This is a genomic window from Delftia sp. DLF01, from assembly GCF_014852125.1.
Lineage (GTDB): Bacteria > Pseudomonadota > Gammaproteobacteria > Burkholderiales > Burkholderiaceae_C > Comamonas > Comamonas acidovorans.
Map to the genome: position 1 here is coordinate 736,708 of NZ_JACVAZ010000002.1, position 13,356 is coordinate 750,063.

Consider the following 13,356-nt stretch of genomic DNA (forward strand, 5'->3'; position numbering starts at 1 on the left):
CTATGGGTGCCGTCTTGGTGCGGCATGCAAACCTGGCGGGTCGGGAGCCGGGCATCAATGGCCCCCGTGGAATCAGTCGCGTGATCGGTCCTCTTATCCCTGTTGCGCGGGGGTCTCGGGCAGGGTCAGCACGCCCTTGGACTGCAGCTGCTGCAGCTGCTCGTCGCTCATGCTCAGCAGCCGGTGCAGCACCTCGCGCGTGCCCTCGCCCAGCGTGGGCGGTGCATGGCGGATGGGCAGGCGCTGGCCGTCCAGGCGGTAGGGCGGCGCGAACACGGGCGTGGTGCCGACCACGGGGTGGGGCATGTCCTGCAGCAGGCCGCCACGGCGCGTGCGCTCGCTGGTCAGGGCCTCGTGCAGGCCGGCCACGCGGCCGCAGGGGATGCCGGCGGCCGTCAGGCGCTCCAGCAGCAGATCGCGCGGGAAGGAGCGGATCAGTTCCTTGAGCATGGGGCCCAGCTCCAGGCGGTTCTTGGCGCGGTTGACGTTGGTGGAGAAACGCTCGTCCTCGACGATGTCGGGGCGCATCACCACCTGGCGGCAGAACTTGTCGAACTGGGCGTTGTTGCCCACGGCGATGATCAGCGGGCCGTCGGCCGCCTCGTACATGCCGTAGGGAACGATGGAGGGGTGGGCATTGCCGTAGCGCTCGGGGTCATGGCCGAGCTGCATGGCATCCAGGCCGTAGTAGCCGGTGATCATGATGCCGCTGTCGTACAGCGCCATCTCGATGAGGCGGCCCTTGCCCGTGCGCTCGCGGCGGAACAGCGCGGCCAGGATGGCCTGGGCCGCGTACATGCCGGTCATGAGGTCGACCACGGCCACGCCGAACTTGAGCGGCGGCGTGCCGGCCTCGCCGTTGAGCGCCATGAGACCGGCCTCGCCCTGGATGACCAGGTCGTAGCCGGGGCGCTTGGCCTCGGGGCCGCTGCTGTCATAGCCGGCCACGGCGCAGTAGATGATGCCGGGCTTGATGGCCTTGAGCTGCTCGTAGCCCAGGCCCAGCTTCTCGGCGCCGCCGGTCTTGAAGTTGTGGATGACCACGTCGAACTGGGGCAGCAGGTCGTGGACGATCTTCACGCCCTCGGGGGTCTGCAGGTCCAGCGTGATGGACCGCTTGTTGCGGTTCATGCTGTTGTAGTAGGTGGTCTCGGTCTTGCCGATGCGCAGGCCCCAGTCGCGCGTGTCGTCGCCGCGGCCCGGGTGCTCGATCTTGACCACTTCGGCGCCGAAGTCGGCCAGCACCATGCCGCACAGCGGCCCCGCGAACACGCGCGAGAGGTCGAGCACGCGCACACCCTCCAGCGGGAAGTCGATGTCCTGGTTCTGATCGTTGTGGCTGTCGGCCATGTGCGTTGTCTCCTTGGAAAGTCTTTTAGGTCTTGAGCGGTTTCAGCCGCGCAGCTTGGTGAAGTCGGCGCTGCGCTTTTCGAGGAAGGCGCCAATGCCTTCGCGCGATTCCTCGCTCTCCTGAGAGCGCACCATGTACTGCGCCTCCAGCTCCAGCTGCTCTTCCAGCGTGTTGCGCGGCGCCTGGCGGCACAGGTCCTTGATCAGGGCCATGGCCTGGTCGGGGCCGGTGGCCACCTGGGCGGCCAGCGCCACGGCGTCGGCCTGGGCCTGGCCCGGTTCGGACAGGCGGTTGACGGGGCCCAGGGCATGCAGGCGCTCGCCGCTGATGCGCTCGCCGGTCAGGCACAGCTCGGTCAGCACCTGGCGCGAGACGAACTCGGCCAGGAAGGCGGTGGCGCCGCCATCGGGCGTGAGGCCGACCTTGACGTAGGCGACCGAGAACACGGCGTTCTTCGCGGCCACCAGCATGTCGCAGGCCAGGGCCAGCGACAGGCCCGCGCCGGCCGCCGCGCCTTCGACGGCGGCGATCACGGGCTTGGGAAAGTCGCGCACGCTGCGGATCAGGTCATGCAGGCCTTCGAGCTTGGCGCGTCGCTCCTGCACCGGCAGCTCGCGGCGCTTGGCCAGCTGGCGCAGGTCGCCGCCCGCGCAGAAGTGGCCGCCCTCGCCCGTGAGCACCACGGCGCCCACGGTGGGGTCGGTCGCCGCGCTCTTGAGCGCCGCCGAGACGGCCGCGTAGAACTCGGGCGACAGCGCATTGCGCGCGGCCACGTTGTTGTTGGACAGCACCAGCACGGCGCCTTCGCGGCGGGTCAGCAGGACTTGGTTCGCTTCGGTCATGGCGGCTTTCCTTGGCTCAGTGTTGCGAGCCGAGTGCGATGTAACGCGACAGATGGTGGTCCTCGTCGCCGAACTGGTGGTCGATCATGACCAGGCGCTTGGCGTAGTGGGCCAGGGGCAGCTCCCAGGTCATGCCGATGCCGCCATGCATCTGGATGCTTTCCTCGGCCACCAGGGTGCCGATGCGGCCGATGCTGTACTTGGCGGCCGACAGGGCCTTCTCACGCGCCACGCGGTCTTCGTCCGCAATGGCGGCGGCCGCGTTGATCACGGCCGAGCGCGCCTGCTCCACTTCCAGCAGCAGGTCGGCCATGCGGTGCTGCAGGGCCTGGAAGCTGCCGATGGGCACGCCGAACTGCTTGCGCGTGCGCAGGTACTCCAGCGTCTGGTCCTTGGCCACGTCCATGGCGCCCACGGCCTCGGCGGTCAGCGCCAGCACGGCGTAGCCGCTGACACGTTCCAGCAGGGGCAGGCCCCGGCCCTCTTCGCCCAGCAGGGCGTCTGCGCCGACCTGCACCTTGTCCAGCACCAGCTCGGCCGCGCGGCCGCCCTCGATGCGGTTGTAGCCGCGCTTTTGGATGCCTGCGGCATTGCCGGGGACCAGGAACAGGCTGATGCCGGCCTCGTCGTACTGGCTGCCCGAGGTGCGGGCCGAGACCAGCAGCAGGTCGGCCTTCTCGCCGAAGGCGACAACGCCCTTGGCACCGTTCAGCACCCAGCCGTCGCCGCTGCGCACGGCCGTGGTGGCGACGTTGTTGAGCTCGTAGTGGCTGCCGGGCTCGTCATGGGCCAGGGCCGCAATGGACGTGCCGCCGATGATGGCTGCCAGCTGTTCCTTTTGCGCATCGCTGCCGGCCGCGATCAGGGCCTGGCCCACGACCAGGGCGCCCAGCAGCGGCTCGGCCACCAGGCCGCGGCCCAGGCATTCGAAGACCACGCTGATGTCGAAGCCCTGGCCGCCAAAGCCGCCAGCGTCTTCCGGGAACAGCGCGCCGATGGCGCCGATGTCCGCGAACTGCCCGTACAGCAGCGGACTGTGGCCTTCCTCGCCATAGGCGACGTGGTTGCGCGCCTCGATGGCGTACTGCTCGGAGACGAAGCGGTTGAGGCTGTCCGCCAGCATGCGGCGGTCTTCGGTGTGTTCGAAGTTCATGTTCCGTTTTCCTTGCCGGATCAGAGGCCGAGGATCATCTTGGAGATGATGTTCTTCTGGATTTCGTTGGAGCCGCCGAAGATCGACAGCTTGCGGTAGTTGAAGTACGCGGCGGCGGCCGTGGCGGCAGCCGCGTCGCCGATGGCGGGCTGGTCGTAGCCGGCCTGCAGGGCCTCTTCGATGAAGGGCGCGGCGTACGGCCCCATGGCGCGACGCACCAGGGACAGGATTTCCTGGCGGATCTCGGTGCCGCGGATCTTGAGCATGGAGCTTTCGGCGCCCGGCACGCCGCCGCCGGCCACGGCGGCGATCACGCGCAGGTTGGTGGTCTTCATGTTCTCCAGGTCGATCTCGACCTTGGCCAGGCGGGCCGCGAACAGCGGGTCCTGCGTCAGCGGCTTGCCGTTGCGCAGCATGCGGCCGGCGACGGCCTTGAGCTTTTCCAGCCCGGCCACCGAGAAGCCCACGCCCGCGATGTTGGTGCGCTCGTAGGTCAGCAGGTACTTGGCGTAGGTCCAGCCCTTGTTCTCCTCGCCGACCAGGTTCTCCACGGGCACCCTGACGTCGGTGAAGAAGACTTCGTTGACCTCGTGCTCGCCGTCCAGCGTGATGATGGGGCGCACTTCCACGCCGGGCGAGTTCATGTCCACCAGCAGGAAGCTGATGCCCTGCTGCGCCTTGGCCTCGCGGTTGGTGCGCACCAGGCAGAAGATCATGTTGGCGTGCTGGCCCAGCGTGGTCCAGGTCTTCTGGCCGTTGACGATGTAGTGATCTCCATCGCGCACGGCAGACGTCTTGACCGAGGCCAGGTCCGAACCCGAACCCGGCTCCGAATAGCCCTGGCACCACCAGTCGGCGCCATTGAGGATGCGCGGCAGCCAGTGGGCCTTCTGCGCCTCGTTGCCGTACTTGATCAGGACGGGGCCCAGCATGCTCAGCCCGAAGGGCACGATGCGCGGCGTGCCCGCCAGTGCGCATTCATGCTCGAAGATGAATTTCTGCACCGCGCTCCAGCCCGGGCCGCCGTGCTGCTCGGGCCAGTGGTTGGCCAGCCAGCCGCGCTCGTTGAGGATGGCGTGCCAGCGCTCCATGTCCTGCTTGCTCAGCTGCAGGCCGTTCTTGACCTTGTGCGACAGGTCCTCGGGCAGCTTGTCCTTGAGGAAGCCGCGAACCTCGTCGCGGAAGGCCAGTTCTTCAGTCGTAAATTGCAAATCCATTGCTATTCCCCAGTAATCCGTGGCGTTGTAAGCCGTTTGCAGCCCTGAAATTGGCGTGCCCTAAGCGAGGGACGCCGAGCAAGGGCCGCCCCGCAGCAAGGGCGTCGTTCCCCTCCCGCGAAGCGAGAGAGGGGGAAGCGGCGCCAGCCGCTCAGGGGGTGCTTATTCAATAAATTTCGAACAGGCCTGCGGCGCCCATGCCACCTGCGATGCACATGGTGACCACGCCCCACTTGGCCTTGCGGCGCTGGCCTTCCAGCAGGATGTGGCCCGCCAGGCGCGCACCCGTCATGCCGAAGGGGTGGCCGATGGAGATGGCGCCGCCGTTGACGTTCAGGCGCTCGTTGGGAATGCCCAGCTTGCGCTGGCAGTACAGGGCCTGGGAGGCGAAGGCCTCGTTGAGTTCCCACAGGTCGATGTCCTCGACCTTGAGACCGTGGCGCGCCAGCAGCTTGGGGACCGCGAAGACGGGGCCGATGCCCATTTCGTCAGGCTCGCAGCCGGCCACGGCAAAGCCGCGGAAGGCACCCAGCGGGGACAGGCCCAGGCGCTCGGCCTGCTTGGCTTCCATCAGCACGCAGGCCGACGATCCATCGGACAGCTGCGAGGCATTGCCGGCCGTGATGAACTGGTCCGGGCCCTTGACGGGTTCCAGCTTGGCCAGGCCTTCCAACGTGGTGGAGGCGCGGTTGCAGTTGTCCTTGGTGGCGACCACGTCCCGGTAGGTGATCTCGCCCGTGTCCTTGTTCTTCTCGGCCATGCGCGTGGCGCAGGCAATGATTTCGTCCTTGAACAGGTCGGCGGCCTGGGCGGCGGCCGTGCGCTGCTGGCTTTGCAGCGAGAAGGCGTCCTGGTCCTCGCGGCTGATGCCGTAGCGGCGCGCCACGATGTCGGCCGTGTCGATCATGGCCATGTACAGCGCGGGCTTGTGCTCGACCAGCCAGGGGTCCATGTCGGTGGGCAGGTTGTTGCCGGGGCGGATGCCCGAGATGGTCTCGATGCCGCCGGCCAGCATGGCGTCCACGCCCTCGGCCACGATGCGGCCCGCCGCGATGGCGATGGACTGCAGGCCCGAGGCGCAAAAGCGCGTGATGGTCGTGCCCGCGATGGACAGGGGCAGCTCGGCGCGCAGCACGGTCTGGCGGCCCAGGTTGCGGCCCTGGAAGCCGTCGGGGTTGCCGCAGCCCAGGATCAGGTCCTCGATCATGGCCGGGTCGATGCCCGAGCGCTCGACCGCGGCCTTGACCGAGAAGGCCGCCAGCTGGGCGGCGGGCGTGACGTTGAACTCGCCGCGGTGCGACTTGGTCAGGGGCGTGCGGGCAGTGGAAACGATGACGGCTTCGCGCATGGTCGGTCCTTGCTTGTCTCTGGAAAATTGTTGTGGTTGTGCACGGCCCTGCCCGCTCTGCGTTGGACGGAGCGGGTCAAGGGCATGGCGGGGAAACGCGGGGCGGCTTACGCTGCCTTGTTCAGACTTTCGAAATCGCGGCCTTCGGCGACCAGCTTTTCGAGCAGGGGAGCGGGCTTCCAGAACAGCGCGTCTTCCTTGGCGAATTCGCGGATGTCGGCCAGCACCTTGTCCAGACCTTGCATGTCGGCCCACTTCATGGGGCCGCCACGAAAGCGCGGGAAGCCGTAGCCGGACAGGAAGGTCACGTCCACATCCAGCGGGCGCAGGGCAATGCCCTCCTCCACCACCTTGGCACCTTCGTTGACCATGGCGGCCATGTAGCGGCGCATGATTTCCTCAGGGGTGAACTTGCGCGGCGTCACGCCCTTCTTGGCGCGCTCGGCATCGACGATGGCCAGCACTTCGGGGTCGGGCTGGCCGACGCGCGCGCCCTGCGGGTAGAGGTAGAAGCCACGGCCCGTCTTCTGGCCGAACCAGCCGCGCTCGCAGACGCGGTCGGCCACTTCGACGTAGCGGGCCTTGGGATCGCGCGTGGCAGCACGCCGCTTGCGCGTGGCCCAGCCGATGTCGCCGCCGGCCAGGTCGGTGACCTGGAACGGGCCCATCGGGTAGCCGAAGCCGCGCACGGCCTCGTCGATCTCGTAGGGGCTGGCGCCGTCTTCCATGATGTAGTCGGCAGCCTGCTTGTAGACGGCCAGGATGCGGTTGCCGATGAAGCCGTCGCAGACGCCGGCGCGCACGGGCACCTTCTTCATGCGCTTGGCCAGCTCGAAGGCCGTGGTCACCACGTCGGGCGCCACCTTGGCGGGCACCACGATCTCCAGCAGCTTCATGATGTTGGCGGGGCTGAAGAAGTGCAGGCCGATCACGTCCTGCGGGCGCGAGGTGGCGGCGGCAATGGCGTCGATGTCCAGGTAGGAGGTGTTGGTGGCCAGCACGGCGCCGGGCTTGCAGACGCGGTCCAGTTCCTTGAACACGGCCTTCTTGACTTCGAGGTCCTCGAACACGGCCTCGATCACCAGGTCCACATCCTTGATGTCGTCATAGGAGGTGCTGGGCGTGTAGCGCGCCATGACGGCGGCCTTGGCCTCCTCGGTCATGCGGCCCTTGGCGATCAGGCCGTTGTAGACCTTCTCCACATTGGCCTGGCCGCGCGCGATGGACTCGGCGTCGCGCTCGATCATGGTCACCACAAGGCCCGCGTCCAGCGCGGACACCGTGATGCCGGCGCCCATGGTGCCGCCGCCGATGACGGCGATCTTGGCAAAGTGGCGCGGCGCAGCGGCCTTGGCTTCGGGAATCTTGGCGGTTTCGCGCTCGGCGAAGAAGGCGTGGATCAGGCCGGCGCGCTGCGGGCTGTTCAGACATTCCACGAACAGGGCACGCTCCTTGGCGATGCCTTCGTCGAAGGGCAGCTCCACGGCGGCGCGCACGCATTCCACGATCTTCAGCGGCGAGAACAGGCCGCGGCTCTTCTTGGCGGTCTCGGCGGCCAGCGCGTCGAGTTCGGCCAGGGCGGCGGCCTTGTCGGCAATCTCGATGTAACGCGTGCGGCGCGGCGCGGTATTGGATGCCAGCAGCTCGTTGGCGTAGACCAGGCCTGCGGCCGTGGCGTCGGTGCCGTCCACCAGCTTGTCCACCAGGCCGGCGGCCAGCGCGGCCTTGGCCGACAGGTGCTTGCCGCTGAGCATGAGGTCGGCGGCCGCCTTCACGCCCATCAGGCGCGGTGCGCGCTGCGTGCCGCCAGCGCCGGGCAGCAGGCCCAGGTTGACTTCGGGCAGGCCGAGCTTGGCAGCCGGCAAAGCCAGGCGGTAGTGGGCCGACATGGCCACTTCCAGGCCGCCGCCCAGGGCCGGGCCATGGATGGCGGCGACCACGATCTTGTCGGAGGCTTCGAGACGATTGAGCACCTCGGGCAGCGAGGGCGGCATGGCGGGCTTGCCGAATTCGCGGATGTCTGCTCCGGCGATGAAGGCCTTGCCCTCACCCACGATGAGCACGGCCTTCACGGCGGCATCCGATTCGGCCTGCTCCACGGCAGCCAGCAGGCCGGCGCGCACGGCCTGGCCCAGGGCATTCACGGGGGGATTGTTGATGCTGACCACCAGCACGGCACCATCAAGGCGGGTCTGGACCACGGAAGCCTGGGCTTGTTCGCTCATCTGTATGTCTCCGAACTTGGGTTTTCCACTCAAAACATCCATTCTTGCCACGACAATGGTTCTTTACAATCCCATGAATGATTGACAGACTGTAAAAAAATCTTTGACATTGAAGCGCTTGCGCGCCTTCCCCCCTCTATTTGCTGCGCGAGGAGGGGGACGACACCATCGCTGCAGGGCGGCACGGCCGGCGTAGGCCCTTGCTCGGTGTCCCTGGTTTTGGAGCCCCGCCCATTTCATAGGCTGTGGGCGAAGCAAAGTATCTGGACATATCCATGGATCTGAACTCCCTGACCCTGCTGGTGGAAATCATCGATAGCGGCAATCTGAGCCAGGCGGCGCGCAAGCTGAAGATGACGCGGGCCAATGTGAGCTATCACCTGACGCAGCTGGAAAAATCGGTGGGGGTGCAGCTGGTGCGGCGCACCACGCGGCGCGTGGAGCCGACCGAGGTGGGGATGCGGATGTACGAGCATGGCCGCGCGATCCAGAACGAGATGATGTCGGCGCGCGAGACGATCACGTCGCTGGGCCAGGGGATGGCAGGCCGCGTGGGGCTGAGCGTGCCCAGCGGCTATGGGCAGATCGTGATGAGCGACTGGCTGATCGAGTTCAAGCGGCTGTATCCGGGCATCGTGCTGGATGTGCTGTTCGAGAACCGCGCCGACCATTTGCGCGACGAGGTGGACATCGCCATCCGCGTGATCCAGGAGCCGCCGCTGTCGGTGATTGCGCGCAGCCTGGGCAATGTGCACTACGTGGCCTGCGCCTCACGCGAGTATGCGCAGCAGCACGGCCTGCCCACCACGCTGTACGAGCTGCGCAACAGCCCCCTGATCACGGCCGGCGTGATGGGCCGCCAGCTGCGCCTGTCGGCCTACCAGGGGACGGACCGCCAGGAGGTGCTGCTGGCGCCGACCATGATCTCCGAGCACTTCCCCTTCCTGCGCCAGGGCATTCTGGCGGGCCTGGGCGTGGGCCTGGTGCCCGACTACGTGGTGCAGGACAAGGTGGCCAGCGGCGAGGTGGTGCTGACCCTGCAGGAGTACCGGCTCAGCATCTTCGGCACCCACATGTACCTGCTGTACCTGCCCGACCGTCATCAGACGCGGGCCGTGCGCACCTGCATCGACTTCCTGCTGGCCAAGGCCGGCCAGGGCGGCAGCGGCGACGCCGCCGCCAGCTGACTCAGCGGCGGTACCAGCCGCCCGGGCGCTGGTACCAGCCACGCGGGCCATGGTCCCAGCCGTGCGGGCGCCAGCCATAGCCGGGGTGCGGCGGCGCGGCCCAGTAACCGGGGCGCCAGGCATAGCGGCCGCCACCCCAGCCCCAGGAGCCGCCGATCCAGACATGAACCGGCGAGGGAGCGACCGGAATGACCTCGGTCTGCAGCGGCGGCGGCGCCATGGGCGCGTAGACCACCTCGCCCGAAGGACCTACGGGATAGGCAGGCGCCACCACGCAGCCGGTCAATGCCACGGTGGCGGCAGCCAGGACCAGGGCCGGAGCCAGGCGACGACCCGGCGTTTGAATCGATACAGACTTCACGATGCACTCCTGGCCGCACTTTGGGCGGCCATGCAGATACAACGAAAAAGCCCCTGCCGGTTGTTGACAGGGGCTTGTGAAGCGTGGGTAAAGATCAAGTCTGGCTGTACGTGAGGTTGAAACGGGCCCTACATCCAAGGGTTCAAGACGCGCACTCCATGAACATGGAAGGGCTCGAAATCCTTGATGTTGCGGGTCACCACGCACAAGCCATGCACCTTCGCCGTGGCCGCGATCAGGCTGTCGGCCAGCGGCCGCGGCGCAGGCACGTGGTAGGCCGCGTTTTCCATGGCAACCATCGCATCCACTGGCAGCACTCGCCCCTGAAAGGCCGTGAACACGCGTTCCACCAGCCAGCGGCGCAGCACCTGCCCGGCAACCGGGTCTTGCCGGGCTTTCAACTGCACGCCTTTCTCCAGCTCCATCAGCGTGATCGCGCTGATGAAAAGGGAGTCGGCCGCGACCGATTGCGCCCAGGCCACAACGCCATCGTTCGCGCGGCCCGACGATGCCTTGCGCAGTTCGGAAACGATGTTGGAGTCCACCAGATACATCAGGACAGGTCCACGGCGCGCGGCAAATCCTTCGTGCGCTCAATGTCGAAATCGATATCGGCGGCCTCGGGCATGTCCAGCAATTGAAGAATGTTCCGGGTCTGCCCCGACAGTTCACGGAATTTCTCAATGCTCATCAGCACGTGGGCAGGTTGCCCCCGGTCCAGGATGTAGACCACGTCATCACCGCTGGCCGCTTTCTTGGCAGCGGAAACATGCTGGTTGAATTCACGGCTGCTGAAGGTCGAAATCTGCATGACGCACCTCCGTCAAAGAAAATGCTTGTACGTTACTACATTCGCATAAATGCAGCACCGGACAAGCATTTCTGATGGGGCTTCGGGAAGCGGAGCCCAGTCGATGACCGGGCCCCCACTGGACAGGTTCCAGCGTGTCGAACCTGATGCTGAATCAGAGGTTCTGCGCGTTCTGCAGCGCGGCAATGCGCTCTTCGATCGGCGGGTGGGTCGAGAACAGCTTGCCGATGCCGCCGGCAATGCCCATGGCGGCCACGCTCTTGGGCAGCTCGCCGGGGTGCATGCCGCCCAGGCGGGCCAGCGCATTCATCATCGGCTGCTTGCGGCCCATGAGCTGGGCGGCACCCGCGTCGGCGCGGAACTCGCGCTGGCGCGAGAACCAGGCCACGATGATGGCGGCCAGGAAGCCCAGCACGATGTCCAGCACGATGGTGGTCACGTAGTAGCCGATGCCGGGGCCCGAGCTGCTTTCGTCGTTCTTGCGCAGGAAGCTGTCCACGGCATAGCCGATGACGCGCGACAGGAAGACCACGAAGGTGTTCATCACGCCCTGGATCAGGGTCATGGTCACCATGTCGCCATTGGCGATGTGGGCGACCTCGTGGCCGATCACGGCCTCCACCTCTTCGCGCGTCATGCCTTCCAGCAGGCCCGTGGACACGGCCACCAGGGCCGAGTTCTTGAAGGCGCCGGTGGCGAAGGCATTGGGCTCGCCCTCGTAGATGCCGACTTCGGGCATGCCGATGCCGGCACGGTCGGCGAAGCCGCGCACGGTGTTGACGATCCAGGCCTCATCGGCGTTGCGCGGCTCGTTGATCACGTGCACGCCCGAGCTCCACTTGGCCAGGGGCTTGGAGATCAGCAGCGAGATGATGGCGCCGCCAAAGCCCATGATGAAGGCGAAGCCCAGCAGGGCCCCGAGGTTCAGGCCATTGGAAGTCAGGAAGCGGTTGACGCCCAGCAGGCTGGCGACGATGCCCAGCACCACCACGACGGCGACGTTGGTCAAAAGAAAAAGTGCGATGCGTTTCATCAGTGGGTTCTCCACAAAGTGGGGAAAAGGGGGAAGGATCTGGGCCCTGCAGCGTTGAAAAGTGAGGGCCCCACCGGCTGTTTTCAAGCCGGGTCCTGCGCCGTTGTCATTCCTTGTTGTGATGCTTGTGCGGAACGGGGCGCCCGGAACACGAGAGAGTCATCATAGAAGGAAAAGTTCTCGTTCTCGTGGCACCAGCCGGGCACGCCCAGCACGGGCAAGGGTGCAAAAGGCTTGCACGCCAGCGTGTCGGCCTCCAGCCAGATGCTGCCGGCCAGCCAGGCGTCGATGTCCGCCGTGGCGGGGCCTGCCGTGGCGCCTGCACCATCCGTGTGCACGCACAGCACATGGGCCGTGATGGGCTTGCGCGGCTGCACCAGCTTTTCCAGCAGCGCATGGCCTATGGGCAGCAGCCTGGCCTGGCGCCACAGCGCGCGCTGCTCCACGAAGAGCTGGTGCCAGCGCCGGTGGCGCAGCGCATCGCACAGCGCGGCCGGCGCCAGCAGCAGGGCGCCGTTCTCGTCCAGCACGGTGACGGCATCGCGCAGCGGCCCGCGCTGCGAACCCACGCCCGCCTGGGCAATGGCGCGGGCCTGCAGGGCATTGCAGCGCTGCTTGAGCGCGGGCCAGCGCAGCCAGATCAGGCCGTTGAAGAAGTCATGCAGGTTGTCGCGCGTGGGGATGCAGCGCGTCTCGAAGATGAACTGCTCGTAGGCCTTGCCTTCGGGCAGATCGTGCTGGGGCACAAAGCGCCAGGGCAGCGACTGTGCGTCGGCCAGTGACTGCAGGGCCTGCCAGACCGGCCGGCCCTGCGCCACCTGCAGGCAGGCCGCCCTGCCCTGCGCTTGCAGCCCCTGCAGCCAGGGCGCATTCCAGTCGATGGGAAACGTCAATTGCCGGACGGCCTGGACTGGGCCTTGGCCAGGCGCTTGTCGCGCACGGCCACGCGCGAGGTGCCTTCGTCGCGCATCTCGAAGGCCTGCGTGGCCGCCAGCAGCTTGGTGAGCGTGGCGTAGCCGTAGTTGCGCGCATCGAACGAGGCCTTGTTGCCGATCTGCGCGCCCACGGCGCCCACATGGGCCCAGCCGCTTTCATCCTGCGTGGCGTTGACGGCGCTGCGCAGCATGGCCAGCAGCCGCTTGTCCTGGCGCAGTTCCTGGCTGGGAACGCGCAGGCAGGGACGCTGGGGCTGGGCTTGGGGTTCTGCCGAGGGTTCGTTCTCGGCCTGGGCCGGCGCACGCTCCTTTCCAGCGCCGTTCGGCGGCTGGGGAGCGGTAGCCACTGCGGCTGCAGCCACGGGCGGCACCGCCGCCTGGCCCGCCTCATGCGCGGCGTCCTGGCCATTGCCGTTGGCGGGCGCCGCCTCGCCCAGCGCCTCCAGGTACAGAAAGCGCGAGCAGGCATTGACGAAGGGCTGGGGCGTCTGCGCCATGCCAAAGCCGTAGACGGCCGCGCCCTTGGAGCGCAGGTGCATGACCAGCGGGGTGAAGTCGGCGTCGGAGGAGACGATGCCGAAGGCGTCGGGCCGCTCGGTGTAGAGCAGCTCCATGGCGTCCACGGTCATCGCCATGTCGGTGGCGTTCTTGTGCTTGGAGTAGTCGAACTGCTGCATGGGCCGCAGTGCGAAATCGAGCAGCTTGCGCTGCCAGCCGCTGAGCGAATGCTTGGTCCAGTTGCCGTAGGCGCGGCGGATGTCGATGACGCCGAAGGTCGACAGCTCGGTCAGGATCTCGTCGATCATCTCGGCCGGCGCGTTGTCGGCGTCGATCAGCAGGGCGATGCGCGGTTGCGGCTCAGGCATGGCAATCCTCTGGCGGGTGGCAGTCCC

The 13,356-nt window shown here is 67.1% G+C and carries 13 protein-coding genes; 1 reads left to right on the top strand and 12 read right to left on the bottom strand.

All coding sequences use genetic code 11. The annotated features are described in order from the left end of the window. Positions 1-93: 93 nt before the first annotated feature. The 6 genes from IB269_RS11765 to IB269_RS11790 form a co-directional block, all read right to left on the bottom strand. The gene (locus IB269_RS11765; protein ID WP_192367221.1) at positions 94-1,350 is read right to left on the bottom strand and encodes a CaiB/BaiF CoA transferase family protein; all 1,257 of its coding nucleotides are present in this window, start codon (positions 1,348-1,350) and stop codon (positions 94-96) included. 42 nt (positions 1,351-1,392) lie between these two features. Further along, on the bottom strand, positions 1,393-2,193 hold the full coding sequence (locus tag IB269_RS11770) for an oxepin-CoA hydrolase, alternative type (protein ID WP_047326166.1): 801 nt from the start codon (positions 2,191-2,193) through the stop codon (positions 1,393-1,395). Between the two features lie 16 nt (positions 2,194-2,209). Then, entirely contained in the window at positions 2,210-3,346 is a 1,137-nt protein-coding gene (locus IB269_RS11775; protein ID WP_192367222.1) for an acyl-CoA dehydrogenase family protein, read from the bottom strand. A 20-nt stretch (positions 3,347-3,366) separates the two neighbouring features. Next, positions 3,367-4,563 carry an acyl-CoA dehydrogenase family protein gene (locus tag IB269_RS11780; protein ID WP_013804149.1) on the bottom strand — a complete coding sequence of 399 codons (1,197 nt, stop codon included), beginning with the start codon at positions 4,561-4,563 and terminating at the stop codon, positions 3,367-3,369. Between the two features lie 166 nt (positions 4,564-4,729). Beyond that, positions 4,730-5,911 carry an acetyl-CoA C-acyltransferase gene (locus tag IB269_RS11785; protein WP_192367223.1) on the bottom strand — a complete coding sequence of 394 codons (1,182 nt, stop codon included), beginning with the start codon at positions 5,909-5,911 and terminating at the stop codon, positions 4,730-4,732. 107 nt (positions 5,912-6,018) lie between these two features. After that, positions 6,019-8,136 carry a 3-hydroxyacyl-CoA dehydrogenase NAD-binding domain-containing protein gene (locus tag IB269_RS11790; RefSeq protein ID WP_192367224.1) on the bottom strand — a complete coding sequence of 706 codons (2,118 nt, stop codon included), beginning with the start codon at positions 8,134-8,136 and terminating at the stop codon, positions 6,019-6,021. 275 nt (positions 8,137-8,411) lie between these two features. On the opposite strand from IB269_RS11790, the gene IB269_RS11795 reads away from it, so the two are divergent. Then, positions 8,412-9,323, top strand: a complete 912-nt coding sequence (locus tag IB269_RS11795) for a LysR family transcriptional regulator (protein ID WP_013804152.1) — start codon at positions 8,412-8,414, stop codon at positions 9,321-9,323. A gap of 1 nt (position 9,324) precedes the next feature. Here the strand turns inward: IB269_RS11795 and IB269_RS11800 are convergent, their stop codons facing one another. The 6 genes from IB269_RS11800 to IB269_RS11825 all read right to left on the bottom strand — a co-directional run bounded on the left by IB269_RS11800 (position 9,325) and on the right by IB269_RS11825 (position 13,329). Further along, on the bottom strand, positions 9,325-9,684 hold the full coding sequence (locus IB269_RS11800) for a YXWGXW repeat-containing protein (RefSeq protein WP_013804153.1): 360 nt from the start codon (positions 9,682-9,684) through the stop codon (positions 9,325-9,327). A 128-nt stretch (positions 9,685-9,812) separates the two neighbouring features. Further along, complete coding sequence (locus IB269_RS11805) at positions 9,813-10,238, bottom strand: type II toxin-antitoxin system VapC family toxin (protein WP_097203650.1); 426 nt, start codon at positions 10,236-10,238, stop codon at positions 9,813-9,815. Further along, positions 10,238-10,495, bottom strand: a complete 258-nt coding sequence (locus IB269_RS11810) for a type II toxin-antitoxin system Phd/YefM family antitoxin (RefSeq protein ID WP_180318095.1) — start codon at positions 10,493-10,495, stop codon at positions 10,238-10,240. Before IB269_RS11810 ends, IB269_RS11805 begins: the two co-directional genes overlap by 1 nt. Before the next feature lie 154 nt (positions 10,496-10,649). Continuing rightward, positions 10,650-11,528, bottom strand: coding sequence for a protease HtpX (gene htpX / locus IB269_RS11815; RefSeq protein ID WP_013804154.1), 879 nt, complete (start codon positions 11,526-11,528; stop codon positions 10,650-10,652). Between the two features lie 83 nt (positions 11,529-11,611). Continuing rightward, positions 11,612-12,421 carry a DUF3025 domain-containing protein gene (locus tag IB269_RS11820; protein ID WP_192367225.1) on the bottom strand — a complete coding sequence of 270 codons (810 nt, stop codon included), beginning with the start codon at positions 12,419-12,421 and terminating at the stop codon, positions 11,612-11,614. After that, a complete protein-coding gene (locus IB269_RS11825; protein ID WP_012203316.1) occupies positions 12,418-13,329 on the bottom strand; it encodes an NYN domain-containing protein in 912 nt (303 codons plus the stop codon). Before IB269_RS11825 ends, IB269_RS11820 begins: the two co-directional genes overlap by 4 nt. Between the last annotated feature and the right edge of the window lie 27 nt (positions 13,330-13,356).

What these genes read in the sequence shown, in the direction of transcription:
- IB269_RS11765 (WP_192367221.1), bottom strand. Translation starts at nt 1,350, where the DNA reads ATGGCCGACAGCCACAACGATCAGAACCAGGACATCGACTTCCCGCTG.
- IB269_RS11770 (WP_047326166.1), bottom strand. Translation starts at nt 2,193, where the DNA reads ATGACCGAAGCGAACCAAGTCCTGCTGACCCGCCGCGAAGGCGCCGTG.
- IB269_RS11775 (WP_192367222.1), bottom strand. Translation starts at nt 3,346, where the DNA reads ATGAACTTCGAACACACCGAAGACCGCCGCATGCTGGCGGACAGCCTC.
- IB269_RS11780 (WP_013804149.1), bottom strand. Translation starts at nt 4,563, where the DNA reads ATGGATTTGCAATTTACGACTGAAGAACTGGCCTTCCGCGACGAGGTT.
- IB269_RS11785 (WP_192367223.1), bottom strand. Translation starts at nt 5,911, where the DNA reads ATGCGCGAAGCCGTCATCGTTTCCACTGCCCGCACGCCCCTGACCAAG.
- IB269_RS11790 (WP_192367224.1), bottom strand. Translation starts at nt 8,136, where the DNA reads ATGAGCGAACAAGCCCAGGCTTCCGTGGTCCAGACCCGCCTTGATGGT.
- IB269_RS11795 (WP_013804152.1), top strand. Translation starts at nt 8,412, where the DNA reads ATGGATCTGAACTCCCTGACCCTGCTGGTGGAAATCATCGATAGCGGC.
- IB269_RS11805 (WP_097203650.1), bottom strand. Translation starts at nt 10,238, where the DNA reads ATGTATCTGGTGGACTCCAACATCGTTTCCGAACTGCGCAAGGCATCG.
- IB269_RS11810 (WP_180318095.1), bottom strand. Translation starts at nt 10,495, where the DNA reads ATGCAGATTTCGACCTTCAGCAGCCGTGAATTCAACCAGCATGTTTCC.
- htpX (WP_013804154.1), bottom strand. Translation starts at nt 11,528, where the DNA reads ATGAAACGCATCGCACTTTTTCTTTTGACCAACGTCGCCGTCGTGGTG.
- IB269_RS11825 (WP_012203316.1), bottom strand. Translation starts at nt 13,329, where the DNA reads ATGCCTGAGCCGCAACCGCGCATCGCCCTGCTGATCGACGCCGACAAC.